The following is a 23,204-nucleotide window of genomic DNA, read 5'->3' as shown; positions in this document are numbered from 1 at the left end:
TGACTGTTTATCTTTGATTACAAATACCTCTAGTTTCATCTTGATGCCATCCGTAATAAACTGCGCTCATTATTCGAGTGAGAAGAACTACATATGAAAATTGCCATTTTAGGTGCCATGGATGAAGAGATTACCCTTCTGAAAGAATCAATTAGTGGGCTTGTTGAGCATCAACATGCGCATTTAACACTTTACACTGGCCAGTTACAGGGTGCCGACGTCGTCTTAGTTAAATGTGGCATTGGCAAAGTTGCGGCTGCAGTTGCCACGACCATAGTCGTGGATAAATTTGCTCCGGATTTCGTGGTCAACACCGGCTCAGCGGGTGGATTTGACCAAGCATTGAGCATAGGTGATATCGTGATCGCTAATGAAGTTGTACACCACGACGCCGACTTGACCCACTTTGGTTATGCTCTGGGCCAATGTGCTGGTATGCCAGAAACCTACCTATGTGATACCGCACTAATTGAGGCGGCCGAGAAAGCCGCAATCACCTTAGGTGAAGCCAAGACTAAGCGCGGGCTAATTTGTACTGGTGATGCTTTTATCGGCAGCGACGAAGCAGCCGCTAAACTACGAACCGATTTCCCCGCTATCGCCGCGGCAGAAATGGAAGGCGTCGCGATAGGCCAAACCTGTCACTTGCTTAACGTGCCGTTTTTGGTGATCCGCTCTTTGTCAGATATTGCAGGCAAAGCTTCGACCGTATCCTTTCAAACATACTTAGAGCAGGCAGCAAAACACTCAGCCATGCTGGTGATGGAAATGCTCACCGTACTGCAAAACCAAACTAAATAAGTCACATATACCTTGCCAAGCGATATCGATGTGTTCTTGCAATCACCCGCCCTGCAACCAATTTGGGTGCTGGGCGTGGTGATGTTAGTTGAAATGCTATTACATTGGCCTGAGCGCTATCACCCGCTTTTTTTTGCGAAACTCGTCGCCACAAGAATGGCTGACAAGGTGAACCCTTGCGCCGATAGGGCCCCGCTGCAATTGCGTATATCAGGGACATTAGCGCCATTAGTGTTAATAAGTCCAGTCGCAGTCATACTGGCTATTTTTATCAACATGGCTGAATTCCCGCTCTTCTTTGACGCCATGCTACTTCTCGTCGCCTTGCAGTATCAGCATGTAATGACTCGTGGTAAAAAAGTGTATTCTGCTTTGCTATCTGGGAAGAAAACCCTTGCCAGACAGACTCTAAAACCTATGGTGCTGCGAGAAACTGAGCTTCTTTCACAAGTGGGATTAGTGAAAGCCACCATTGAGAGTATGACCCTGCGTTTTCATCAACAGTACCTGTGTACTGCGATGTTGTTTCTTTTATTCGGGCCGGTTACGGCACTGTGTTATCGCCTCGTGTATGAATTTTCTCATTGCTGGAATACCAAACTCACTCAATTCACCTACTTCGGTCAACCTTCTGCCAAGACGCTTCTCGTTGTGCAGTGGGTTCCTCTGCGTTTAACCTCGTTTCTATTTACATTGATGGGCAGTGTCACCAGTGCCATTAGCGCGTGGCGCGCTCTGCCTCGTTCTAGCAGCGCCCATCAGGTATTACTCGCTTTGCACGGTGGGGCATTGGGTATAGAGCTCAGTGGCCCGGCTATTTATGAAAACACCAAAAAGCGCTCTATAAAGTGTGGCGGGAAACGCCAAGCTAACACCATCGATATAAAGCGTCTTTCCAATCACATTGTTTTATGCAAATTCGCTTTTTGGGTACTGTGCTTATGTATTGCCGTGGGCCTTTATCGCTTGCACCTTTAGGGAGGTTGATTTTAAGGTGAGTTTAGCCATTGAAAGTCATTGGCTACCAGTATTATCCTGCGCATTTTCGTATAACTAATTACCCTTACATGTTATATTCTCGCCTGATTAACGAGTCCTGCCATTTTATCAAATTGACGTTTTAATCGTTTTTTCGCGTAAACATAATTCGAGTTGTATATGACCCCAAAATTTTCGTATTCCACAGCATCAGGCAGTTATTCATTTGAGGTTTCAAGTAATGTCGTGATGTGCACGTTCAATGGTGCTTGCTGCGATCAAATTGCTCAGCGCTATCTTGCAACGTTGTGCAAGATTGTTAGCGATTTTAATGGGGAACCTTGGGCCTACCTAGGTAATGCTCAATTGCATCTGGCCGCGACCCCGCAAGCAGAACAATACTTACTCGAATGCTTTGTTATGAGCGTTAAAAATAATTGCATTGGTGACGCCTATTGTTTGACGTCTGCTGTGGGCATATCTCAGTTGAAGTCTATTCGGCAAAAAGCGGGGCTCACAGCCACCCTTGAAGAGCGCATGTTTGGCAGCCAGCAAAGCGCTTTCTCCCAGTTAACCAAAGAATTGAAGCAATATAGCGCTGTCGAAAACAGCCAAGAAAAGTAATTGCGTATTCACTCAGTGGGCGCAAAGGTAAACTGTGGCATAATCAATATAAATATTAGCGGCTAGACACACTTCCTTATTATGACCATCACCTTGACCACTCCAGCGATGCTCTTTCCGGCAATTTCGTTATTATTATTGGCTTATACCAATCGATTTTTGACGTTAGCCAGCACAATCCGAAATCTTGACCCCACGCAGGATCAAGAGAATACCCATGCCCAAATTAATAATTTGCGTACTCGTATTCAACTGATTAAACGCATGCAAGAATTTGGCGCCTTTAGCTTTTTTCTGTGTGTTTTATCCATGTTAGCGATTTACGCTGAATATCAAACGATAGGCAGTACTATTTTCGCAGGCAGCCTAGTATTGCTGCTTTATTCACTAGGTTTGTCGGTGAGGGAGATAAATATTTCGGTAGAAGCGCTAGACTTACATTTAAGTCACTTCAATCTAGATAGGAAAAAGCGTAAACCTTCTCGCGAAAAACCTTAAGAAAAGCGGTTCACTCACCATACGAGCAAACCGCCCATTGGACTTAGCTTAGCGTCACTCGCGCAAATTTGCGTTTGCCCACTTGGAAAACGGCTTCTTGTAACGAGGTAAAAATCGCTTTTTGGTCTGCCACTTTTTCACCGTCCATTTTAACCGCGCCCTGTTTAATCATACGCATCGCTTCTGAAGTCGATGCCACTAAAGCGGCCTCTTTAAGCAAGTTGGCAACAGCCATACCTTCTGCACCTGCCTCAAAAGTGAATTCAGGCATCTCATCTGGGATGGCATTTTTCTGGAAGCGTTGGATAAATTCATGGTGAGCGGCTTCTGCAGCAGCATCATCGTGAAAACGCGCAATAATTTCCTTAGCCAGCGCAATTTTTATGTCTCTTGGGTTCGTGCCCCCAGCGACTTGCTCTTTGTAAAGCGCAATTTCTTCAATGGCCTTAAAGCTAAGTAAATCATAGTAGCGCCACATCAAATCATCTGAAATCGACATGATTTTACCGAACATATCGCTTGGTGAATCGGTGATACCAATATAGTTTCCAAGGGACTTAGACATTTTCTGTACGCCGTCTAACCCTTCAAGCAACGGCATCATCAAAACAGTTTGTGGTCGTTGCCCCTGCCCTTTTTGCAATTCACGGCCCATCAATAAGTTGAAACGCTGATCTGTTCCGCCTAATTCAACATCAGACTCAAGGGCAACAGAATCCCAGCCTTGAACGAGCGGATACAAGAACTCATGAATAGCGATAGGTTGGCCATTGGCATAGCGCTTTTTAAAATCATCTCGTTCTAACATACGTGCCACAGTTTGACTTGAGGCTAACTTGATCATACCTGAGGCCCCTAGGCCTTCCATCCACTCTGAATTAAAACGGATCGTGGTTTTAGCCGGATCAAGAATTTTGAATACCTGCTCTTTGTAGGTTTCAGCATTCGCTAGCACGTCTTCTCGGGTCAATGGCTTACGAGTAACATTTTTGCCTGTGGGATCACCTATCATTCCGGTGAAATCACCGATCAGAAAGATAACTTCGTGCCCAAGCTGCTGAAAAGACCGCAGTTTATTAATTAAAACCGTATGACCTAGGTGTAAGTCTGGCGCTGTAGGATCAAAGCCTGCTTTAATTTTTAACGGCTTGCCTTCTTTTAGCTTGGCAATCAGTTCTTCTTCCAACAATATTTCTTCAGCACCACGCTGAAGCTCAGCAAATGCGCTTTGCCAATCTGCCATTTTGAACCCTTATAAATATGATAATACGAATAAATTTAATCGATTATTTTACGTTGCAGCGTCTGCTATTGAAAGGGCGTATAAGGATTAATCAAAGGATTCTTATACTCATATCATACTAAAGATGTACAAAAAACGACCTTCCTCTAGAAAATCCCGTTCAATCATTATATTCTGCACACTTAACAGTTGTATGAGTTGAATTTTCCTGTGGTAAAAAAAGCCTTTTCACAATTACCTAAAGCACATAAGTGGGCGGTTGCTTCCCTCGCGTCTATCGTGCTTATTCTTGCCCTATTCCCATCAGACCGTGCCAGTGCTTCTCGTAACACCGAGGCCGCTTTATTAGAGATCGGTAAACGCTACGAACTACCTATTAGCACAGATCATTTATCGGTCAGCAGTGAAGAACACGTTAGCGATGACGTTGAATGGAACACTTATCAAGTTAAGCGCGGGGATACGCTGGCCAAGATTTTTAAGCGCGCCGGGCTGTCCGCTCGCGACACTTATAATGTGAGCAGTGCTGGCGAACTCGCTAAAATGCTTTTAAAGATCCGCCCTGGTCAACTCGTATCACTGCAAGTTGATGAAAACGGCTCATTTGCTGGCTTAAGTTATGCGTTTTCAAATACCGAAACCCTACTTATTCATCCTGATGAAAAAAATCAACTCACCGCTCGCGTGGACAAAAAGAAAGTCGATACCCGCTTGAACTACGCGCAAGGCGAGATTAACAGCAGTTTCTGGAATGCGGGTGTAAAAGCCCACCTATCTGAAAGTCAAATCATGAGCCTAGCGGCGATATTTGGCTGGGATATCGATTTTGCTTTAGAAATTCGCCAAGGTGACAATTTTAATGTTGTCTTTGAAGAAAAATACATAGACGGTGAATTCGTGGAATACGGCGATATTGTTTCAGCTGAATTTACCAACGGTGGCAACACCTTTACCGCTATCCGTTACTCTGATGGCAATTATTACACCCCAGAAGGGCGTAGTATGCGTAAAAGTTTTTTACGCGCACCGGTTAGCTTTAAATACATCAGCTCTAGTTTCACAAAACGTCGCTTTCACCCAGTCCAAAAACGCTGGAAAGCCCACCGTGGCGTAGATTACGCAGCAAATCGCGGCACCCCCGTAATGGCTGCTGGCGATGGTAAGGTTATTCGCTCTTCATACGATAAATACAATGGTAATCACGTTTTTATTCAACACGGTGAAAAGTACGTGACCAAATATTTGCACTTTACCAAGCGTAAAGTCAAAGTGGGACAAACTGTTAAGCAAGGCGATGTTATCGGCACTGTTGGCTCTACAGGGTTAGCTTCTGGCCCGCATTTACATTACGAATTTTTAGTGGATGGCGTACATCGCAACCCTAGAACCGTTTCTTTGCCTAAAGCACTCCCCATCGCCAAGAAAGAGCGCAGCGCATTCGAACTCGTGGCAAAAGAGCAACTTGAGTTACTGACTAATAGCAAGCGCATTATGTTGGCGATGAATTAGTAGTAGTGTATGTGCCTAGCTTTCATCTTGTCTGCTAGGCAACGTTAAAAATCAAATCGATAGGAGCCCATGCTTAAGCTATTTATTGGGCTAATGTAAGGCACCAGCATTGATGCTGCCCTTACCACGCGTTCTGACACTCTTTTACCCAATTGACCTATGCGAAGCCTGATGCCTATTCACGTAGTGAAACTCGTCATTTACAGTACCTATCCATAGAGAGCATATGATGCCTAAGAAAAATAGCCGGCCCCTAGACAGCATAGATTTGGATATTCTTGCATCCTTGTACGAAGATGCTCGTACCACCAATAAAGAAATAGCCAAACGGGTGGGTTTAGCGCCCTCATCTTGTCTTGAGCGTATCAAGCGCCTGCAAGCAGATGAGATCATTCAAGGCGCATCGTTACAGATAGATTTGAATGCCTTAGGCGGTCATATACAAGCGATGATTTCGATTCGATTGTCTGATCACAACCGTTTAGCGGTAGATGACTTTGTTACTGACTTATTACCTCAGCCCGAAGTGCTTAGCGTGTTTCACATGGGTGGCAACATCGATTTTTTATTGCACGTCACCGTGACTGACTCTAGTCATTTGCGAGATTTTATATTTAACCAACTTACCGCTAGGCCTGAAGTGAACCATGTTGAAAGCGCGTTAGTTTACGAGCACAGATGTTCACAGCAATTACCTACTTTTTACCCCCAAAGTACGACCTAAAAGCGGCGACTAATTGTTTAAAGTTCGAAGTAGTGAGTAAAGCACTTGTATAGCTGAGTACCACTCAATATCGAAGCTGAAGGAAAGTGCAAAATGGGGATAAGATCGCATTGTGCCACTACCAATTCAGTGGCATTTTCTGTATCAAGTTCATCCACATTCAGTAATTTAGCTAGCGGCTGGCCTTTTTTCACAACGTCGCCCGGCTTGGCTAAATATTCCACCATACCGCCTTGTTGAGTATATAAAACTTTGTAGTTCTTCAAATAGGTGGCCACTCGGCGCATCGCTTCTGGGTGAATATCACTTTGTAATAAACAGCCTTTTCCATTGAGATAGGATAAAATGCTATTTGCATCGTACTCTCCCTCAGAAAAATTAATCACCTCTTGGCTACCCATTTCCAACGTGAATGCCTCAACCCCAAAGTCAACATCTTGCTGGCGCTTGTGACTAACCAAATCTTGCAACGTCCACCATGGGCAAAAAGTTGCTTCATCCAAGGCTCCTGCAAATTTATTTGGGATCAAGATGACATGAGGAATATTGAACAAACTTGCCGATTTTTGCGCATATTCAGGCACATAAATATGCCGCGTAGAAACAGGCCCATTATGTAAATCGAGTACAAAATCGGCGTCAAAGGCCAGTTGCTGTAACTTTAAATTCAGCCGTTGTGCTAGGCCGATACCCCACGGCTCTTCCAGTTTAGACGCCAGAATATGCTTAATTTGCTGACGAAAGCGCTGTTTAATTTGAGAGATAGACTCATCGTTTTGCACTGTTTGTGCGAAATCTTCAATCAAGCTCGCATCGTAAAAATACCCACGATTCCAATTCGTACCGTTGACAGGATCAAACCGCCCTAAGGTGTATTCCCCCGCCTTTATATTGGTGCCAACTGGGTTACAATTGGGCACCAGTATCACTTCGCCGCAAATAGGCATTTTTTTTAACAGTTGAATAAGGTGGTAGATCACCACATTTCCCTGCACTTCAGCACCGTGTATTGAGCTTTGAATGTACACTTTAGGGCCTGGCTTTTGGCCAATAAAGCGATACAGAGGCACGTTCATGTTTCGCCCAGACGCATTTTGCGCCACCACTATATATTCTTTCTTAAATTGATTGCTCACGGTCGAACTCACTGGGGTGTGCTGCTTTTTTCAATGATCCCTTTCAAACTGTCTTTTTCGAGTTGGGCTTTTTCAAAGAAATAGCGACGATGAAAAGCATGTCGCTCTTGCAGGTAACGAATGTCTTCCACCTTAGGCTGCGCCTTTAACACCATACGTTTATGCTGACTAAATTGTGGCCAATGAGGCAAAGCGTGATTGGCGTCGTCAGTCCCATTGGGCACACCTGTTTTAATAAAATGAGCAAAGTACTGCTGCATAATCTCTGAAACTTGATAATCCGCGTCTTGCCATTCGTATAATGGATTGGCATCTAAATTACCTAAGGCGTATTCAATTTCAGCAGAGTGCACAGCACCTCTTGGTTTATTCACAGGCAGAACGTTCTTTGCCCCAATCATGGCTGGGCGAATATGGTCATAAAAATAGTAAAAGCTTGGAGCTGTATTAGTCTTAACGTTTTGATAAGCCCAGTTGAAGGTTGCTATCCCCATGAAACGATCACTGGCCAGCGCCTGAGCAGATGCAATAACTTGCGCACTATTTTCGCCAGGATAGAGGCTTAGCACCTCCTTAAAATCATCTGGGTAAAGGCGTTTTATTTTATCAACATAATGCTCGACAGTGGGTGACCCATCAACCATGATCTGCTGATAGCCGCCTTCTTGCGAGTTATCCCCAAGCAGCAAAGGCACTTTTGCTTGTGTCCCCTTGGCGAATAACGCATCAGGTGATTCAGGAAAGAAGGCGCCATCAATGTTTGGTTTAAAATAAATGAAACCGCCTTTAGTGACCTTATCTAACAAGGTTTGTGCAGGTATCTTTCTTAGCGCTGCAATGCGCGCTTCAGCAAGACCTACGTTTTGCTCAGGAGTATCTTTAAGTGCAGTCGTTGCGACTTTCTGACCGTACTGTTCGGCATCTTTGAGTGCTAACGGGTCAAGTGGTGGTCCAACAATCGAGCCGCTTTCACCAATTGCACCGGCGATATATGGTTTTGCCGAAGGTGCCACCATAAGCGCTGAAACGGAAATCGAGCCTGCAGACTCCCCTGCGATCGTTATACGCTTAGGATCGCCCCCGAACTGTTGAATATTCTCGGCCACCCATTTAAGTGCTGCTTGTTGGTCCATTAAGCCGTAATTGCCCGAGCCGTGATAGTCTGTTTGTTTAGACAAACCTTCATGTGCGAAAAAGCCAAATACACCAAGCCGATAATTCGCTGTAACGACCACGATGCCTTTTTGTGCCATAGAGGCGCCGTCGTAACGCTTTTCATCGCCACTGCCTGCAATAAAGCCTCCGCCATGAAAGTACAGTAACACCGGCAATTTGGCGCTATCACTTGTGTTCGGTGTCCACACGTTAAGGTACAAGCTGTCTTCGCTAACCTCTTGTGAGCGAAACTGCATATCGCTATAGATGGGATTTTGCATTGGACGAGGGGCGAACTTTGTCGCGTCTCTGACACCTTGCCACGCACTAACCGGTTGAGGCGGCTGCCAGCGAAGCTCACCCACCGGCGGCGCAGCAAATGGGATCCCTTTAAAAGAAAAGATCTGAGATTTATTGTTTTTTTGACCCGATAGCAAGCCATATTGGGTCGTGATTTGCTCTGCTATGGCGGCGAAAGAACTGATGAATAAAGCGAAGGCGACTAAGGCGAATTGCATGAATATTCCTTTTATGAAATAACCATCGGCTATAGAAAAAACCTATAGCCGATCAAGCAGGATTATAGGGATGGCTCATTAGGCAACTCACCGGCATCGTCAGCTTGGTCGCTAACACCGGTACCCGCTTCAACTTCAATACCATCGACACGCTGTAAGCCTCTGGGGAGTTTGTTGCCGCGACGTCCTCTCTCACCTTGATAATGAGTTAAGTCGTCAGCGGTTAATGTCATACCGCGTTTGCCCGCCAATACTTTTATATTGGCACCTTGAGGGACGACAGCGAGCACCTTGACGAACTCTTCCCGAGCTTGTGATTTAGCCGAAGGGATACTGATAATTTTATTCCCTTTGCCTTTTCCTAGGCTGGGTAAGTCTCGTAACGGGAACATTAACATGCGCCCTTCATTGGAAATCGCTAAACACCAATCACTGGATAAGTCGTGCACTGCTTGAGGCGCGATGATTTTGGCGGCTTTGGGTAAAGAAATATAAGCTTTCCCAGCTCGGTTTTTACTGATCATATCGGCAAATTTGCCGACAAATCCGTAGCCCGCATCAGAGGCAATCAGATATTGCTGCTCGTCTTGTCCCATTACCACGTGCTCAACGCTTTCCCCACTGACGATACTAAAACGTCCCGTTATGGGCTCACCTTGGCTTCGGGCTGAGGGCAGTAAATGGGCATCACAGGAAAAGGCCCGCCCGGAGGTATCCATAAATACGGCTTGCTGGTTACTTCGTCCTTTGCTGCTAGCGAGGTACTTATCCCCCGCCTTGTAACTTAAACCGACCACGTCTACATCATGCCCTTTAGCGCAACGTGCCCAACCTTTTTCTGACAATACAACGGTGACAGCTTCTGATGGAATAAGCTCTTTCTCACTCAAGGCTTTTGACTCAGAACGTTCAATAATCGGTGAGCGTCTATCATCACCGTACATTTCTGCTGCGGCTAAAATTTCTTTTTTGATCAGGGTCTTAAGACGGCGGTCAGACCCGAGGATAAGTTGCAGCTCGTCACGCTCTTTGGCCAGTTCGTCTTGCTCACCTTTGATTTTCATTTCTTCAAGCTTGGCTAAATGACGTAGCTTTAACTCTAGAATAGCTTCCGCTTGAATGTCTGATAGCGAGAAGGTATCCATCAGGACAAGCTTTGGTTTGTCCTCATAGCGAATGATACGAATAACTTCGTCAATATTTAGGAAGGCAATCATCAAGCCTTCTAAAATATGTAAGCGCGCCAATACCTTATCTAATCGATATTGCAGGCGTCTAACCACCGTGTCTTTTCTAAATATCAACCATTCAGACAAAATCATGCGCAAGTCTTTGACTTGTGGGCGACCATCTAGCCCAATCATATTGATATTGACGCGGTAATTTTTCTCTAAATCTGTGGTGGCAAACAGGTGCTGCATTAATTGCTCAACGTCGACGCGGTTTGAGCGCGGTGTGATCAATAAACGGGTTGGGTTTTCGTGATCCGACTCATCACGTAAATCACTGACCATAGGCAGTTTTTTAGCCTGCATCTGGGCCGCGATTTGTTCTAACACTTTGCCGCCAGAGGCTTGATGTGGCAACGCCGTGATAATAATATCGCCAGCTTCTTCATAATACACAGCGCGCATTTTAATTGAGCCACGACCGGTTTCATACATTTTACGAATGTCGCTTTGTGGGGTGATTATTTCAGCATCAGTGGGGTAATCAGGCCCTTGTACAAACTCCAATAATTCGTGCAATTCCGCTTTGCTATTATCCAATAAATGGGCACAGGCATTGGCCACTTCTCGTACATTATGTGGCGGAATATCAGTGGCCATACCGACCGCGATGCCGGTAATACCATTGAGCAAAATATGCGGTAAGCGTGCTGGCAATATTTTGGGCTCGTCTAACGTGCCATCAAAGTTAGGTTGCCAATCAACCGTACCTTGCCCAAGTTCGGTCAACAGCACTTCGCTAAACTTAGACAATCGAGATTCGGTATAGCGCATGGCAGCAAATGATTTAGGGTCGTCTGGCGCCCCCCAGTTTCCTTGCCCATCCACCAGCGGGTAGCGATAAGAGAATGGCTGCGCCATTAATACCATAGCCTCATAACAGGCAGAATCACCGTGGGGATGAAATTTACCTAATACGTCCCCCACTGTACGCGCCGACTTTTTATACTTAGCATTGTTACTCAAGCCAAGTTCTGACATGGCGTACACAATACGCCGCTGCACTGGCTTTAATCCGTCGCCGATATGGGGCAAAGCCCGATCCATGATGACGTACATGGAATAATTGAGGTAAGACTCTTCGGTGAATTGACGCATCGGAAGCTGTTCGATACCGTCTTTATTGATAATGATTTCTTGACTCATAGTGTGCTATATCGGCCGCTGTTATTATTGTTGGGGAGCGAAAACCAACGTTTTCGCTCCCGCTTTAAACGTAAAAAGTGGATTACTTCTGGTAGGTTACCCTATAAATAACATTCGCGAAATCATCGGATACTAACAAGCTACCATCTGGCATGGTGAGCATAGCAACTGGGCGCCCCCACGATGTTTCATCCGCTTGCAACCAGCCTTCAATGAAAGGTTGATATTCAACAATTTCGTTATCTTTCAATATCGCTCGCATGACTTTGTAACCAGACTTTTTGCTCCGGTTCCATGAGCCATGTTCAGCAACAAACAGATTGTTTTGGGCATCTGCTGGAAACATATCACCATGGTAAAAATGGATACCTAATGGCGCAACATGCGCGCCCAAATTCAATGCGGGTGCAACATAGTCTGCGGCATTTTTGTCTGTACCGAACTCTGGGTCGGCTATGGTGCCACCATGATAATAAGGGTAACCATAGTGAGCACCTATCTCGTCAACACGATTGATTTCACACGGTGGAATATCGTCTCCCATCATGTCGCGGCCATTATCGCTAAACCACATTTGGTTGGTTTGCGGGTGCCAATCAAACCCCACACTATTTCTTACCCCTTTTGCCACCCAAACTCGCTCTTTGGTTTTTAAGTTGTATTTTAAAATCGAGGCAAATTCAGGATTATCAAACTTCTCACCGCCATTGGTTTCACATATATTACATGGCGCGCCAACAGGAACGTATAACCAATCATCTGGCCCAAAATCAATGTTCTTCCAGCCATGGTGTTTTTTATCAGGCAAGCCATCAATGACCACTTCAGGCTCAGGTAATTCGCGAAAATTCTGCTCAATATTGGCGTATTTCAGAATTCGGCTGACCTCTGCCACATATAAGTCACCATCTTTGATGGTGAGCCCTGAGGGCATGGTTAAATCTTTGGCAATTTGCAGTACCTCGTCCACATTGCCGTCTTGGTCTTTATCCACAACAGCAGTTAAAAGCCCACTGTCTCGGCTACCAACAAATAAAATGCCATTATCACTGAGCGCCATCTGGCGAGCATTTTTGACATCTGAGGCGTAGACTTCAATGCTGTACCCAGTAGGTAGAGAGAGCTTTTCTAACGGTAACGACTTAGCTATGCCAGCAAAACTGACAAAAGAAAGTAGAATCAAACGGCGAAGTATCATAGATTATTTCCAGTGATGGTAAGAACATAACAATTATAAAGATATCTATGTTAACTACAAAGATTGTCGCCAATTAGCAAAATATTTTCGACGGGCCTTTGGGTTAATTCTAGCTGTGCAGGAGACACTTTGAGGCTTCACGACTTTTTAAAACACCCTATGCAGCTTTGGCTGGCTCTATTGGTTTGCTTGATGGCCTTGGGGGGGGTATCAACTGGCAATGCCCAACAAGTCGAAAGTCTTGTGCAACTAATCTCTAAAGATCAGGAAGTTAGCCTGTCATCATCTATCAGCGTCATGCAAGAAGACGGCATTGAGCTAAGCGTGACACAAGCCCGAGACATGCTCTCCCAGTTTGTTTGGCACTCAGGCGGCAACCCCAATTATGGTTTTTCTGAACACGGTGTATGGCTATACACCACCTTGAGTAATGTGACTACCACAGACAAATGGGTGGTCAGTGTTGCGTTTTCGCAGCTTGATAATGTCGATATGTACCTGATGCAAGATGGGCAGATTCTTGCTTCGAGTTTTCAGGGCAAGCTAGGCATGAAAACTCACTATCGCTTACCTATGATGAAAGTCGAATTGCCCTATGCACAAACTGTTGAATTGTTTGTGCGCTTGCAGAGCCAGCATAGCAGTTTAGTTGCCCCCATTAGCATCCAATCGAGTACTTCTCACGAAATGCAGAGCTTTTATGATAGCTTGTTGTGGGGGTTATTTTACGGTGGCTTGATTATTTTAGCCATATACAATTTGGTGGTCTATTTTGCTCTTCGTGAGTCTAGTTTATTGGCCTATGTTGGGTATATCTGCACAGTCATTGTTTGGCAATTCGTGTGGGGAGGGCACGCCAATATGATGCTCCCCCAAGCATTATCGCATTGGTTCGACACGCATACGGACATCATTTTTGTGCTGATTGGTATTGGCTCTGGGTTATTCACGATTGTGTTTTTAGAAGCCAAAGTTACGGCACCTAAAACACTCCCCTTCATTAAAGTCAGCATCGGGCTTTTAGCGTTAATGGGCTTATGCTCTATGGTGAATTTGTTTCCGCCCGTTTGGCAAAATGCCGCCGTGTATGTTGTCAGTATGCTGGCCATTAGTTGCTACACCTATGCTGGGTTCGAAAGCTACTCAAATCAGTTTTATGCCGCGCGCTATTTTATTTTCGCATGGAGTATTTTAGCCACATGCGCATTAATAGGTATGTTTAGCTTAGTGGATATGCTGCCCTCTAATTTTTTCACTACCTATTGTTTTCAGTTCGGTGTGTTCTTTGAATCCGCATTATTTTCACTGGCCTTGATGGACAAAAGCCGCCACCAACTTGAGATTGAAGTACAGCAAGCAACCAATGATTTACGTAACAATATTGAATTGGTGGAAGAACAAAACGTTCGACTAGATATTGCTCGTAAAGAGGCAGTGGCTGCGAGCAACGTTAAATCTCAGTTTCTGGCTAACATGAGCCACGAAATTAGAACTCCTCTCAATGCAATCCTCGGTTTTAGTAAAGAGTTGCAACAAGGCGATTTTTCTGCCGATAAACGCGACCAAATCAACATTATTAACGCTGCCGCTGACAACCTGATGACCATAGTTAACGACGTGCTGGATGTGTCGAAAATTGAAGCCGGTAAACTCCAAATTAACAGTCATCCTTTTTCAATAAACGAGTTACTCGAAGAGATGATAGGCGTGATGGCCAAATCCGCTCATCTAAAAGGCCTTGAGTTTGTGTATGACATAGAGCCATTGCCACTCAAGCTGATAGGCGACAGCTATCGAATACGCCAGATTCTCAATAACTTGTTAGGCAACGCCCTGAAATTTACCGATACCGGACACATTGGTTTAGCGGCGTCTGGTAAAGTATTAGAGCATGGTATTTTTGAGTTAAACATTAAAATTGAAGACACGGGTATCGGTATAAGCCGAGAAGATAAGCGCAAACTATTTACCGCATTTTCACAAGTTGATGATGCGCTCAATCGCTCTTACCAAGGCACTGGGCTAGGTTTGGTTATCTGTAAAGAGTTAGTCAAATTAATGCACGGGCAATTGTCGCTACAAAGCTCCCCTGGTCAAGGCAGTACCTTTAATGTCACGGTTCGCATGAATATTTTAAACACCAAACCCAGTATTTCGCCAAAAAGCGACTGGCAAGATCAAACGGTATTGCTGTACGAGCCTTACCCCAACGCGCGCTTCACTGCCAGTAAATTACTCAAATCCCTGGGGGCAATTGTCACCAGTGTCGACTCAATTGCCTTTTTGCAAACCTGCACAAAAGCTTTTGATTGCATGATATTTTGCATACACCCACATAATCAAGCCGCCAATGAACAGGCCTTTTCTAGCGCAAGCAACATTGTAGTTAAACATAAGGTGTTATTGTGCTCAGGCGAGGATTCTTGTTGCCGCTTTTCCCAATTTACTGGGCAATTTACCCCTCAACTGCGCTTACCTCTGACCCCAGGTAAGCTGAAAGAAATTATGCACAAGCCCACGCATGCACCGGTTAATGAGTTGCAGAAGCGTTTGCAAGATTTGCCTGCAGTTACCGTGCTGGCGGTAGATGATATGGAAATGAATTTACGCTTGTTAAGCACGTGGCTTAAGCCATCACGCCTTGAGCTTAAACTCGCGTTCAGTGGTCAAGATGCAGTCAATTTATGCAAAGAAAGCGAATTTGATCTGATATTGATGGATGTGCAAATGCCCAATATGGATGGCTTACAAGCAACCAAACTAATTCGAGAAACGAAACTTAATTTTGGCACCCCCATTATTGCAGTAACGGCCCATGCGTTTAAGGAAGAACAGCAGCGCCTATTAAATAGTGGGATGGACGATTATTTGCCAAAACCTCTCGACCTTTCCGACCTAGTTGATTTAATTAATCGCTGGTGCCATCAAGGGGTGGAAGACGACGAACATATTGAGGTGTTTAATTGGCCCTTGGCACTCAAACGCGCCAATCAAAATGTTGACGCTGCCAGAGATCTGTTCAACCAATTCATTAAGCAACTTCCTTCATTCGAAAGCAAATTTGAACGGCTACAGGCGCACCCTGAACACAATGAACTGCAACAAGTTGTGCATGCACTGCACGGTGTATGCTGCTATACGGGGGCGGTAGCGCTGCATAGCAGTTGTTCAGAATTAGAGAGCCAGTTGAAGCGAGAACAATTTGATAAGGTGCCCTCGACTTTGGCCAGACTGATTAACGATGTTAAAGCCCTGCTGAGACAAGAGAAGGACATCAAACACAACATCAGGGACTAGTCATTTCCCCCCTGATGACGTCAAGATGTTAGCCAATACTAAGCAGATTATTTCTGTTGGTTCTGCACAAACTCCTGGCACTCACGCAATAGCGTAACGAACTCTTGCTCACTGCGGTCAAGCTCAGACACGTTGATATACAAGTCGTAACCTAATCGTTCACGCAACTTTGTCATTCGGTTAGCTAGCATGGCCTGTGTGCCAGTAAGCACAGTTCCATCGGGTAACTTATGTTTATCATCTTCTACTAGGTTAGCACTGAAACTCAGTCCTGAGGCACTGTCAGCTTTATCCCCTAATAACAGCAGAGAACGCTGTTCCATCAACAAATGAATCATCAACTTGATCGGTGTTGTGGTTAAAAAGGGCCGATAGTCTTTAAGTTTTATGCCCACCAAGCTCAAATCTTCAAGTGCTAAGTCTCGATGCGCGCGAGGGACGTCAATACGTTGGATATTGTGCCAACTCACATGCCATTGTCCTTTTCGATGCTGGTAACAAATAGAATCATGGGATAATTCTAAGCTGAAAATAGGCTCACGAAATTTAAACCAAGCAATCAACAGTGCCACTATTGAAGCACTCGTCACAAACACTCCGGCCAAAAAGAATGCCTCGGGCAGCCAAGCGAAAATACCTGCAGCCACAAAAATACCCGTAACACCGAACAAACTGGTGGTGAGAACATTACGTTTCGCAGAAGCGCGGATCTGTATTACATCTTGCATTTTGTTCCTTTATTTAACCCCAAAACCAGAAGTACATCACTGCCATGAGTATGCCCCACAGAATGATATAGCGCATGCGCATACATTTTGGACAATCTGTTTTTAACATGCTGAACAAGGTGACTATTGTCGGTCGCGCATCACGCTTTGTTGTTGGCATAAGCTTTATTGCTCGGGTCGATAGAATAGGGATATTCTACCTGATTCCCGTGTTGGTAAAATACGCTATTTGCTAATTCATACTCTGTTCAGCCAGTAAAACTCAAGATTTGTGATACAAGTTTCACGATTTATCACTAGAATAAGGCTCGTGTAACTGTTCAGGCTTAACCTTTTTGTTGGGTCGGTATCAAGTGAAGTAGAACAAGCAAGGATCAGACTGTTCTTTAATTTTAAGCTGGCCGCTTAGCTTAATCGGGACGCTTCCCGAAAGCAGTCAATTGTTCAAGGTTGTTTTATGCAGGTAGTAAACAAATACAATTTCAGTAAATTTGCCCAACGTATGTTACTTATCGCCGCCTCTGGCATCGGTGCACTTAGCGCAGGCACTGCTAGTGCTGAATCATTGTGGGTAGCTTCAGCCCAAGCTAAATTTAGCGCTGAGGACACCGCGCCAAAAGTTGCCGTCGTTAAAGGTAACTATCAGTCCCTTGCCAGCGACTCATTGCAACAACGTTTCTCAGATAAAACCGCCGCTATCACCTTAGCTCTGCCCTTGCCGGATGGCAGCTACGCTGACTTTACACTCACGCCTTCTCGCGTGATGTCAGACGATTTAGCTGCACGCTACCCTCAGTTTATGTCATACGATGCGGTGCAAGTGAATGCTCCGCAAAATGTTGGCCGTTTCAGCCTGACTCATAAAGGGCTGACGGGTATATTTCGTCAAAATGGTCAGTGGGCGTTATTAAGCCCAGTTTACGAAAAAAACGATGAACAATATGTTAGCTATTATTACCTCGACTCTGACGGCAAAAGCCTGCTACCACAAGGTATGGATGATTCAATTGGCACCCTTTCAGCGCAGGAAGAAACCAACACCGATTTAATCACCGCTCAGAAAACCACAGGCGACACCCTAACCACCTACCGTTTAGCCCTCAGTGCAACCGGTGAATACACTCAAGCAGTAGGTGGAACAAAAGCCGACGCAGTGGCAGAAATGATCACTTTGGTCAACCGAGTGAATCAGATTTTACTGGTGGATACTGCCATACAATTTGAGTTGATTGATAACGAAGATATTATTTATACAGATGCCGCTACTGACCCCTTTACCAACAGTGATGCAAACGAAGATTTAGACACCAATCAACAAGTCATTGATGATGCTGTAGGCTCTAGCAATTACGATATAGGGCATTTACTTGCCACTAATCCAGGCGGACTAGCGTTCGTTGGCGTAGTATGTTTGAGTACTCACAAAGCCAGAGGATATACAGGCAATACTTCTCCCCAAGGGGAGCGCTTCTATATTGATTTGGTGATCCATGAATTGGGCCACCAACTGGATGCGGAACACTCTTTTAACGCACAAGATTTTGACTCCTGTGACGAAGAACAGCGCAGTAGTTCGAGCGCATTTGAACCGGGCAGTGGCTCTACAATTATGTCCTACGCAGGTATATGCGGCACTCAGAATTTACAAAATACCAGTTCACCTTATTTCCACGCGGGCTCAGTAGAACAAATACGTGACTATGTTGAGACAGGACGCGGCCGACTTTGTGGCACCACAAGCAGTTTGAACAATGCTGCGCCACAAGTCTCTTTGACCTCAACAAATTACACTATTCCAGCGAACACACCTTTTTTACTCGATGCACAAGCAACTGATGATGAAACACTAACCTATACCTGGGAGCAAATTGATGCCGGTGGCGACACGGGTGGAACGACAACCGCCAGCGACATGCGCAGCGATAATGGCGCGAATCCACTGTTTCGCTCGTACTCTGCAGTCAGTGAGAGCTATCGTTATTTCCCTGCTTTAGAGGATGTGTTAGAGAATACCGTTAGTTTTGGTGAGGCTTACCCTACAACCGATCGAGAACTAAACTTTCGCGTTACGGTAAAAGACAATAGAGGCGGCGTAGACACTGCTGACATTATGCTGAGTGTCACAAATACGGGCACCGCATTTGCGGTCACTCAACCCACAGCGACCAGTGTTTGGCAAGGTAATGCAGCTCAAACCATTGCCTGGAATACCGCCAGTACACAAAATGCACCGATAAGTTGCCCCTCGGTAGACATCACAGCAGATTTAGACGGTGATAATACTTTCGACAGTATTCTTATAAGCGACACCCCCAATGATGGCGAACAAGTGGTATTTTCACCAAACACCAACACCACCAACGCACGTATAAAAGTCAGTTGTGCCGACAACGTCTTTTACGCTGTAAACCCTGCCAACTTTGCGATTACCCAAGGAGCCTCAAATGTCGCCCCTGTCATTGATGGTCAGTCTGTATTAAGTCTCAATGAAGACGACACACTTACCCTGACGCTAACTGACTTACAAGTCACGGACCCAGACTCTAGCTACCCAGATAACTTCACCTTAGCATTGCAAGCAGGCAGTAATTACAGCATCGAAGATGGTGTAACCCTAGTACCTGATGCGAACTTTAGCGGCGAGCTGTCAGTCTCGATCACGGTCAATGATGGTATCGAAGACTCAAGTGCTTTCCCATTGGTCGTGAATGTTGCCCCAGTCAATGATGCCCCACAGGCAAGTGACGACAGCCAAACCGTTGAGCAGGATAGCGCAGCTGCGCTTATCAGTGTGCTAAATAATGATACGGATATTGACGGCGACAACCTCAGTATCAGCGACATAAATTACACTGGCTCAGGGACTGTTAGCATCAGTGGCAACCAAGTACGTTATCAACCAGCTAGTGGGTTTTCGGGCAATGAAAGCCTGACTTACATTGTAAGTGATGGCATTGCCACCGACAGTGCAACCCTGACGATAACGGTTACAGCAACGCCTACGACTACTGCGCCAACGACTGGCAGTAGTTCTGGTGGCGGTGGCTCGTTTAGTTACCTGTGGCTTGGTTTAGTGAGCGTGATGATGTTCATAGGCAGGCGTTCACGTAAGTCAGCAAAATGCGCTTGTTAATTAAACGCCTATCAGTGCTTGGCCCTATCATGTTGATTGGGCTGACAAACCTCACTGCTTGCGCTTGTTTCGGCAGTGCTGATACGCCGGAAAGTAGCCAAGCTGGGCATGCACCCAGCCAGGTTCCGCCCGCAGCCAACATCGAAGGCAAGAATGCATCTGGCGTATCAACAGCTCAACCCCAGTCTCCTTCAAGCCTGAGTAATGCGAAAATGAATGTACATCCCCTGAGTTGGGTAACAGATGCAGATCCGCTCAATGATGCCAAGCAGGCCATTCGCAATGGCGATCTACGATTATTAGCTTTCGCAGGGCGCGCTATATCCATACCTGGTGTTGATTTAGCCCTGCATCCTCTGGCTCAAATTCAGCAACATTGTGGCTATCGTACCTTAAAAGGCACTGGAGATACGCTGCGCGTCGGTGAGCAAACATCATTGCGTTCAAAAGCACATGACTACGCGGTGATCTATAACCAGAAAGTCATAGCAGCCTGCGTGTTACCGCAAAATACATAACCAATCGTGAAGCAATAAGCCTACCAAGGGACTTGCGTGGTAGCTCCCCATCTTCTCAAAAGTTGCTCAAAAACAGCTCAATTTTTCCCTAAAAATACAATGGCGCGTAAACTTTTTTGAAGCGCGACATATCATTTATACCGCTGAATGTTGTTTGAGCAGCAAATATAGCCTCACTGTATTCCTCCTCTTGTGAACGGTACTCTGATTTTAAGCGCCAACTCGTTAACTGATTCGCTTGCGTCTTTTCGGCGAACGTTAATACCAAGTCACCTCAGGGTGAGGTGATATTAAAAAGGACAAACAATATGAATAATATAAAGATGGCAGTATTTACTCGCATGTTGATAAGCAGCATGTTGGCGTTTGGTATTTCAACTACAGCAATTGCCCAAGAATCTAGCTACTCATATGGAACCGTATGGGAAGCCCATGGCATCAGAATTTTGCCGGGGCAATTTGAAAACTATATGGATCATTTAGCGGGAAGTTGGAAGGATGTTTACGAGTTCGCTAAAAAAGAAGGCCATGTGGTGGATTATCACGTGCTAGCAAACAACCATGCCCGAGAAGGTGAACCTGACCTTATTTTAGTTGTTGAATATAAAGACTATATCAAGACAGCAGAGTACGAAGCGTTTCAAAAGAAAGTGGACGAAATGATGTCAACCAATGAGCGCAAAGCAGATAAAGAGTTTGGTGAGCGAGAAACCATGCGTAAAACGCTCAGTTCCAGCCAATATCAGGAGTTAGATCTTAAGTAATCCACCAGCAACTAATCTGAAGTGAATAACTTGTTATGGCTAGTGAAGCTGGGCACGCTTGCTAGCCCCCTTCTTTTACATCCATTTTCCCTTTATTATTGATGACTAAACTGGCGATTGATTATTTCACTGACGCCGGTCTTTTAAAATCCCACTTATTTCATATAGAGCGAGTCATAAACGTGCAACAGGATGTAAAAATTGAAGATTTGGTCGAAGGTAGTGGAAAGGCAGCCGAGCGCGGTGCGCTTATCACGGCGCATTATCGCGGCTTCTTGGAAGATGACACCGAGTTCGACTCATCCCATAAAAACAACGCACCTTTTCAGGTAGTGTTAAGCAATAAACGTGTGATACAAGGTTGGGTACTCGGCTTGAAAGGTATGAAAGAAGGCGGAAAACGTAAGCTTTGGGTACCTGCAGCTCTTGCCTATGGTGAACGTCAAATAGGCAACATGATCCCGCCCAATTCCGACTTGACGTTCGAAATTGAATTACTCGAAGTGTTGACCCGAGACTAATCTCTAGCATGATTTTGGCTAGTGCGAATCAATACCCTCACCCATTCCAATAAATCATTCCCCTCATTCAGTGGTTATTATTTACGGGAATTGGCGTGACTCTGTATTAGCCATGATTATAAAAACACAGGATAAAGAGATAACACCAACAGCCCTGCCATGGTGAAGTTGAACGCCCTAAGGCGCTTGTTATCCGTTAAAAAGACTTGTATTTTTTGGCCTAAAATTGTCCAGCCACTAATGCAGGGGAAATTCACCGCACCAAAAACACCTGAAACCATCACCACAGCTAACACACTTTTCGAGGGTGCATAGACGCTAATAGCCGTTAATGCCATCGTCCACGCTTTGGGGTTCACCCACTGAAACATCACCGCTTGAAAAAAGGTCATCGGCTTTGCATCAGTTGTATTGCTCTGTTTAGCGTTTGAAGCCGTGGCAATTTTATAGGCCAAGTAGAGTAAATAAGTGACACTCAACACTTTTAAAATTTGGTAGGTAACAGGAAACATATCAAATATTTGCATGATCCCTAACCCCACCAGCGCCACCATTAAGGTAAATCCCAGTGACACACCGAACATATGCGGCAGTGAACGCTTAACACCATAGTTGGCGCCTGATGCCATCAACATTAAGTTGTTCGGCCCAGGTGTAATTGAAGACACAAGTGCAAACAGCATAAGCGCGGTGAGAATGTCAAACGTCATTGAATGTTGATCCCTGTTAGAGGTGGTTTTACCGAGAAGCGAAGTATGCAATTATAAAGAGCTATGATTGAAATTACTGCGCTATAAACAGCGGAAAACCATGCAAGAGCACAACAAATGAATCTAAAAGACAAGTATAACGAAAGAATATTGCATGAACTTAGCCAGCAAGGGAGGATCGCCAATACAGAGCTTGCTGACAAAATTGGCCTATCTGCCTCGGCGTGTTTGCGCCGCGTGCAAGAACTCGAAAATAGCGGTGTGATTAAAGGCTATCGCGCTATTTTAGACAGCGAACTACTCGGTAACGGGTTTATTGCGTACGTTACGGTTGGCTTGGGAAAACATACCAAGGGCTCACAAGATGCTTTTGAGCAGGCGATCGCAAGCGCTGACGAGGTAAAAGAGTGCCATAACGTCACAGGCTCTTTCGAATACATTTTGCGCGTAGAAACAACCAATTTGAAAACCTACAAATCTTTCCACACTGATATTCTGGGCACTTTGCCTCAAGTCAGCACGATCACTACTCATGTTGTTATGGACTCGCCAAAAGACCAGCGCACCTAGTTTAATCGTTTCGATCACATTGGCGCAGATATGAGACCAACAGCGTCTAAGGTAGGCTTATCAAATAACGCTTAAATTGAGTTAAATTAATGGAAGGTTTTGACGCAATGTTCTAGGGTATTATTGTACGCTTACAAGCATGAGTAAGCGCATAGACTGGCGTTTGCGCAGTTTCGAAATACCCGCCTAAACCTAGTGTGAAAC

Annotated in this window: 19 protein-coding genes; 12 read left to right on the top strand and 7 right to left on the bottom strand. The window is 45.1% G+C overall.

Annotated elements, in window-relative coordinates; translation table 11 throughout:
- Positions 1–93 precede the first annotated feature (93 nt).
- From PATL_RS02670 to PATL_RS02655, 4 genes are all read left to right on the top strand, one after another.
- A complete protein-coding gene (locus PATL_RS02670; RefSeq protein WP_011573431.1) occupies positions 94–801 on the top strand; it encodes a 5'-methylthioadenosine/adenosylhomocysteine nucleosidase in 708 nt (235 codons plus the stop codon).
- A 12-nt stretch (positions 802–813) separates the two neighbouring features.
- Positions 814–1,779 (top strand): cobalamin biosynthesis protein CobD/CbiB, encoded by a 966-nt coding sequence (locus PATL_RS02665; RefSeq protein WP_041713224.1) that lies wholly within the window; start codon positions 814–816, stop codon positions 1,777–1,779.
- Between the two features lie 180 nt (positions 1,780–1,959).
- Positions 1,960–2,403, top strand: coding sequence for a hypothetical protein (locus PATL_RS02660; protein ID WP_041713220.1), 444 nt, complete (start codon positions 1,960–1,962; stop codon positions 2,401–2,403).
- Between the two features lie 81 nt (positions 2,404–2,484).
- Positions 2,485–2,901, top strand: a complete 417-nt coding sequence (locus PATL_RS02655; protein ID WP_011573428.1) for a DUF2721 domain-containing protein — start codon at positions 2,485–2,487, stop codon at positions 2,899–2,901.
- Positions 2,902–2,944: 43 nt separating this feature from the next.
- On the opposite strand, the gene tyrS is transcribed toward PATL_RS02655, so the two are convergent.
- Positions 2,945–4,144, bottom strand: a complete 1,200-nt coding sequence (gene tyrS, locus PATL_RS02650) for a tyrosine--tRNA ligase (protein WP_011573427.1) — start codon at positions 4,142–4,144, stop codon at positions 2,945–2,947.
- Between the two features lie 210 nt (positions 4,145–4,354).
- On the opposite strand from tyrS, the gene PATL_RS02645 reads away from it, so the two are divergent.
- Together PATL_RS02645 and PATL_RS02640 are read left to right on the top strand one after the other, a co-directional pair.
- Positions 4,355–5,653 carry a peptidoglycan DD-metalloendopeptidase family protein gene (locus PATL_RS02645; protein ID WP_041714196.1) on the top strand — a complete coding sequence of 433 codons (1,299 nt, stop codon included), beginning with the start codon at positions 4,355–4,357 and terminating at the stop codon, positions 5,651–5,653.
- 226 nt (positions 5,654–5,879) lie between these two features.
- A complete protein-coding gene (locus tag PATL_RS02640) occupies positions 5,880–6,377 on the top strand; it encodes an Lrp/AsnC family transcriptional regulator (RefSeq protein WP_011573425.1) in 498 nt (165 codons plus the stop codon).
- Positions 6,378–6,394: 17 nt separating this feature from the next.
- Here the strand turns inward: PATL_RS02640 and PATL_RS02635 are convergent, their stop codons facing one another.
- The 4 genes from PATL_RS02635 to PATL_RS02620 form a co-directional block, all read right to left on the bottom strand.
- Positions 6,395–7,513, bottom strand: coding sequence for a succinylglutamate desuccinylase/aspartoacylase domain-containing protein (locus PATL_RS02635; protein WP_011573424.1), 1,119 nt, complete (start codon positions 7,511–7,513; stop codon positions 6,395–6,397).
- 8 nt (positions 7,514–7,521) lie between these two features.
- A complete protein-coding gene (locus PATL_RS02630; RefSeq protein ID WP_011573423.1) occupies positions 7,522–9,186 on the bottom strand; it encodes a carboxylesterase/lipase family protein in 1,665 nt (554 codons plus the stop codon).
- A 62-nt stretch (positions 9,187–9,248) separates the two neighbouring features.
- Complete coding sequence (parC, locus tag PATL_RS02625) at positions 9,249–11,561, bottom strand: DNA topoisomerase IV subunit A (RefSeq protein ID WP_011573422.1); 2,313 nt, start codon at positions 11,559–11,561, stop codon at positions 9,249–9,251.
- Between the two features lie 82 nt (positions 11,562–11,643).
- A complete protein-coding gene (locus tag PATL_RS02620; RefSeq protein ID WP_011573421.1) occupies positions 11,644–12,759 on the bottom strand; it encodes a PQQ-dependent sugar dehydrogenase in 1,116 nt (371 codons plus the stop codon).
- Between the two features lie 129 nt (positions 12,760–12,888).
- Between PATL_RS02620 and PATL_RS02615 the strand changes: the two genes are divergently transcribed.
- On the top strand, positions 12,889–16,056 hold the full coding sequence (locus tag PATL_RS02615; protein WP_041713215.1) for a hybrid sensor histidine kinase/response regulator: 3,168 nt from the start codon (positions 12,889–12,891) through the stop codon (positions 16,054–16,056).
- 47 nt (positions 16,057–16,103) lie between these two features.
- Here PATL_RS02615 and PATL_RS02610 read toward each other — a convergent pair whose 3' ends face one another.
- On the bottom strand, positions 16,104–16,784 hold the full coding sequence (locus tag PATL_RS02610) for a DUF2982 domain-containing protein (protein WP_011573419.1): 681 nt from the start codon (positions 16,782–16,784) through the stop codon (positions 16,104–16,106).
- A gap of 457 nt (positions 16,785–17,241) precedes the next feature.
- Here PATL_RS02610 and PATL_RS02605 point away from each other — a divergent pair, with 457 nt between their 5' ends.
- From PATL_RS02605 to PATL_RS02585, 4 genes are all read left to right on the top strand, one after another.
- Positions 17,242–19,917, top strand: coding sequence for a reprolysin-like metallopeptidase (locus PATL_RS02605; protein ID WP_011573418.1), 2,676 nt, complete (start codon positions 17,242–17,244; stop codon positions 19,915–19,917).
- On the top strand, positions 19,905–20,435 hold the full coding sequence (locus PATL_RS02600; protein WP_011573417.1) for a hypothetical protein: 531 nt from the start codon (positions 19,905–19,907) through the stop codon (positions 20,433–20,435). Before PATL_RS02605 ends, PATL_RS02600 begins: the two co-directional genes overlap by 13 nt.
- A 308-nt stretch (positions 20,436–20,743) precedes the next feature.
- Entirely contained in the window at positions 20,744–21,199 is a 456-nt protein-coding gene (locus PATL_RS02590; protein WP_011573416.1) for a hypothetical protein, read from the top strand.
- Between the two features lie 182 nt (positions 21,200–21,381).
- The gene (locus tag PATL_RS02585; RefSeq protein WP_041714194.1) at positions 21,382–21,720 is read left to right on the top strand and encodes an FKBP-type peptidyl-prolyl cis-trans isomerase; all 339 of its coding nucleotides are present in this window, start codon (positions 21,382–21,384) and stop codon (positions 21,718–21,720) included.
- A gap of 116 nt (positions 21,721–21,836) precedes the next feature.
- Here PATL_RS02585 and PATL_RS02580 read toward each other — a convergent pair whose 3' ends face one another.
- The gene (locus PATL_RS02580; protein WP_011573414.1) at positions 21,837–22,430 is read right to left on the bottom strand and encodes a LysE family translocator; all 594 of its coding nucleotides are present in this window, start codon (positions 22,428–22,430) and stop codon (positions 21,837–21,839) included.
- A 117-nt stretch (positions 22,431–22,547) separates the two neighbouring features.
- On the opposite strand from PATL_RS02580, the gene PATL_RS02575 reads away from it, so the two are divergent.
- The gene (locus PATL_RS02575) at positions 22,548–23,000 is read left to right on the top strand and encodes an Lrp/AsnC family transcriptional regulator (RefSeq protein ID WP_011573413.1); all 453 of its coding nucleotides are present in this window, start codon (positions 22,548–22,550) and stop codon (positions 22,998–23,000) included.
- Positions 23,001–23,204 lie beyond the last annotated feature (204 nt).

It is taken from the genome of Paraglaciecola sp. T6c (genome assembly GCF_000014225.1).
GTDB classification, from domain to species: domain Bacteria; phylum Pseudomonadota; class Gammaproteobacteria; order Enterobacterales; family Alteromonadaceae; genus Paraglaciecola; species Paraglaciecola atlantica_A.
The sequence above is the reverse complement of the archived record's forward strand: the minus strand, read 5'-3'. Positions and strand labels throughout refer to the sequence as shown.

What these genes read in the sequence shown, in the direction of transcription:
- tyrS (WP_011573427.1), bottom strand. Translation starts at nt 4,144, where the DNA reads ATGGCAGATTGGCAAAGCGCATTTGCTGAGCTTCAGCGTGGTGCTGAA.
- PATL_RS02610 (WP_011573419.1), bottom strand. Translation starts at nt 16,784, where the DNA reads ATGCAAGATGTAATACAGATCCGCGCTTCTGCGAAACGTAATGTTCTC.
- PATL_RS02660 (WP_041713220.1), top strand. Translation starts at nt 1,960, where the DNA reads ATGACCCCAAAATTTTCGTATTCCACAGCATCAGGCAGTTATTCATTT.
- PATL_RS02630 (WP_011573423.1), bottom strand. Translation starts at nt 9,186, where the DNA reads ATGCAATTCGCCTTAGTCGCCTTCGCTTTATTCATCAGTTCTTTCGCC.
- PATL_RS02590 (WP_011573416.1), top strand. Translation starts at nt 20,744, where the DNA reads ATGAATAATATAAAGATGGCAGTATTTACTCGCATGTTGATAAGCAGC.
- PATL_RS02620 (WP_011573421.1), bottom strand. Translation starts at nt 12,759, where the DNA reads ATGATACTTCGCCGTTTGATTCTACTTTCTTTTGTCAGTTTTGCTGGC.
- PATL_RS02655 (WP_011573428.1), top strand. Translation starts at nt 2,485, where the DNA reads ATGACCATCACCTTGACCACTCCAGCGATGCTCTTTCCGGCAATTTCG.
- PATL_RS02575 (WP_011573413.1), top strand. Translation starts at nt 22,548, where the DNA reads ATGAATCTAAAAGACAAGTATAACGAAAGAATATTGCATGAACTTAGC.
- PATL_RS02580 (WP_011573414.1), bottom strand. Translation starts at nt 22,430, where the DNA reads ATGACGTTTGACATTCTCACCGCGCTTATGCTGTTTGCACTTGTGTCT.
- PATL_RS02640 (WP_011573425.1), top strand. Translation starts at nt 5,880, where the DNA reads ATGATGCCTAAGAAAAATAGCCGGCCCCTAGACAGCATAGATTTGGAT.
- PATL_RS02605 (WP_011573418.1), top strand. Translation starts at nt 17,242, where the DNA reads ATGCAGGTAGTAAACAAATACAATTTCAGTAAATTTGCCCAACGTATG.
- PATL_RS02670 (WP_011573431.1), top strand. Translation starts at nt 94, where the DNA reads ATGAAAATTGCCATTTTAGGTGCCATGGATGAAGAGATTACCCTTCTG.
- parC (WP_011573422.1), bottom strand. Translation starts at nt 11,561, where the DNA reads ATGAGTCAAGAAATCATTATCAATAAAGACGGTATCGAACAGCTTCCG.
- PATL_RS02600 (WP_011573417.1), top strand. Translation starts at nt 19,905, where the DNA reads ATGCGCTTGTTAATTAAACGCCTATCAGTGCTTGGCCCTATCATGTTG.